The following is a 2,119-nucleotide window of genomic DNA, read 5'->3' on the forward strand; positions in this document are numbered from 1 at the left end:
CTGGTGCGCCGTGGCCTGCCATTCCGTGACTGCCACGAAATCGTCGGCCATGCTGTGAAGTACGGCGTGGACACCGGCAAGGACCTGGCGGAAATGAGCCTGGAAGAACTGCGCCAGTTCAGCGACCAGATCGAGCAGGACGTGTTCGCCGTGCTGACCCTTGAAGGCTCGGTGAATGCCCGTAACCACGTGGGCGGCACTGCGCCGGCGCAGGTCAAGGCAGCCGTTGTGCGCGGCCAGGCGCTGCTCGCCACAACAGCCCACCTGCCACAGACTTCGTGTTAACCGGTTGTGTAGATACCTATGCTGCGATAGCGTCATCCCTGCCGCCAAATATCTACTTCTTGGCCGCAATCATCGCCATAAACGCCGGCATCGCTGCCTCCCTGTCCGCCGCCACCCTCTTGGCGTTGCGCATCTCATGCAAGCGCTCCAGCAAGGCCTTGGCCTTCGGCAACTGCGCCAGCAAATCCAGGCCAAACAGCTTCTCGCCCACCGCGCAGGCGAGGTTCACGCTGTACATGAAATACAGATCGGCAATCGTGAAGCTCTCACCCGCCACATACGGCGCGAACTTGCCGTGCCGGCCCAAAGAACCAACCCCCAGCAACAACTCAGCCTTGGCTTTGTCCTTGATCGCATCCGGCACCGGCATACCAAAGAACGCCTCGGCAAAACACGCGCGGGCGGGCAACTCGATATACAGCTCGATCTCCCGGCACAACGCCAGCACCTGGGCGCGCTGATACGGGTCGGCGGGTAGCAATGACGGGCCTTCCTGGGTTTGCTCGATGTACTCGAGGATCACGCTGGTTTCGTTGATAAAGCCTTGCTTGACGCCCAGCACCGGCACCTTGCCACGCGGGCTGACGGCCAGGGCTTCAGGGGTTTGGCCTGCGTAAAACGGCACTTCTTCGAACGGCAGGCCTTTCTCCAGCAGCGCCAGTTTGACCATGTTGTAGTAGTTGCTGACCGAAAATCCGTAAAGCTTGAGCATTGCGAATGCCTCCAGGCCGGGTGTGGGGTTGGCTGCAAGAGTTATAGATCCATGCAGGCCGCCTGACCAGCAGCATCAGTTGCCTGAATGGCGGTAGACTGGCGCCCTTTCCTTGAGGAGCCTGCCATGAGCGAGCCGACCGATATCGACAGCGACGAAGAAGAGTTCACCGAAAATACACTGATCGAAGCGATCGAAAATCAGATCGAAAGCGACAACCCGCCTGCCGCCAAGGCTACGTTCAACAAACTGACCCTGGTGGGTTATGAGCGTGAAGAGATCCTGAATCTCATGGCTCACGTGCTGGCTTTCGAGATCGACGCGATGCTGGACGAGGATCGCGCATTCAATACCGAATGGTACGAAACAGCCCTGCGGGCGCTGCCTGAGTTGCCGCCGGAAAAGGAATAATCCGGGCACGCAGCAACACGCTGGACAGTTCGGCAAAGTGCGTTCACCTTATGGCCTGCTAGCCTCTAATAAATTTTAGAAAGTCTGGAGTCCTTATGTCGTATACCCCTGAGTTGGTTGCCGAACTGGAAATCCTTGTACTCTTCCCCTTGGACAGCACCAAGGAAGGTCTGAAAGTCCACCAGACCGCCGCGCCTACTGCCATCGCCGCTGCCAAACGCCTTCATGCCAAAGGCCTGATCGACCAGCCGGATGGGGGCTACCTGACCAGCCTCGGCCGCGACGCTGCCGAGCAAGCGCAAACCCTGCTGACTATCCTGACTACCGCCACTACCAAAGAAGCTGCCTGACACCTTACTGTCGCCCATGGGGTCCGCCTGCGGCGGATTCCGAGGGCGTTGCTGTGGGCCGCACAAAATTCTGACGCCAAAAAGCCACATATCATCTAAACCTCCTACGCTTCTGGCTGTAAACTCCTACACGGCCGCCCACGTCGGGCTCTGCGAGCCAACGACCCAGAAATGACCCGCACCCATGAAATCCGCCCCGACCTGGACGAAGGCATCGACCGCAAGGTGCTGGCCCAGTTGCGTATCGCGCTCGCCTGAAACAAAGCGCGTCGGCTCGATCAGAAAGAAATGCGCCTCAGCGCCCATGGTCAAGGCCCAGGCTTCCAGCAACTGGCACTTTTTGCGCAACTCGGCCAGTTCG

Annotated in this window: 3 protein-coding genes and 2 pseudogenes; 3 read left to right on the forward strand and 2 right to left on the reverse strand. The window is 59.2% G+C overall.

The window, feature by feature from the left end:
• Positions 1 to 285, forward strand: a pseudogene (locus FEM54_RS31150) (argininosuccinate lyase); the annotation flags it as partial.
• A 52-nt stretch (positions 286 to 337) separates the two neighbouring features.
• Here the strand turns inward: FEM54_RS31150 and FEM54_RS31155 are convergent.
• Complete coding sequence (locus FEM54_RS31155; RefSeq protein ID WP_138454128.1) at positions 338 to 997, reverse strand: glutathione S-transferase family protein; 660 nt, start codon at positions 995 to 997, stop codon at positions 338 to 340.
• 126 nt (positions 998 to 1,123) lie between these two features.
• Here FEM54_RS31155 and FEM54_RS31160 point away from each other — a divergent pair, with 126 nt between their 5' ends.
• Together FEM54_RS31160 and FEM54_RS31165 are read left to right on the forward strand one after the other, a co-directional pair.
• On the forward strand, positions 1,124 to 1,408 hold the full coding sequence (locus FEM54_RS31160) for a hypothetical protein (RefSeq protein ID WP_017135000.1): 285 nt from the start codon (positions 1,124 to 1,126) through the stop codon (positions 1,406 to 1,408).
• Between the two features lie 95 nt (positions 1,409 to 1,503).
• Positions 1,504 to 1,758, forward strand: coding sequence for a TIGR02647 family protein (locus FEM54_RS31165; RefSeq protein WP_010207442.1), 255 nt, complete (start codon positions 1,504 to 1,506; stop codon positions 1,756 to 1,758).
• Positions 1,759 to 1,992: 234 nt separating this feature from the next.
• On the opposite strand, the pseudogene FEM54_RS31170 reads toward FEM54_RS31165, so the two are convergent.
• Positions 1,993 to 2,119: pseudogene (locus tag FEM54_RS31170) on the reverse strand (hypothetical protein); the annotation flags it as partial.

The organism is Pseudomonas edaphica (assembly GCF_005863185.1).
GTDB classification, from domain to species: domain Bacteria; phylum Pseudomonadota; class Gammaproteobacteria; order Pseudomonadales; family Pseudomonadaceae; genus Aquipseudomonas; species Aquipseudomonas edaphica.

Bases quoted from the DNA above. Each gene is read 5' to 3' on its own strand.
- FEM54_RS31155 (WP_138454128.1), bottom strand. From the start codon at position 997: ATGCTCAAGCTTTACGGATTTTCGGTCAGCAACTACTACAACATGGTC.
- FEM54_RS31160 (WP_017135000.1), top strand. From the start codon at position 1,124: ATGAGCGAGCCGACCGATATCGACAGCGACGAAGAAGAGTTCACCGAA.
- FEM54_RS31165 (WP_010207442.1), top strand. From the start codon at position 1,504: ATGTCGTATACCCCTGAGTTGGTTGCCGAACTGGAAATCCTTGTACTC.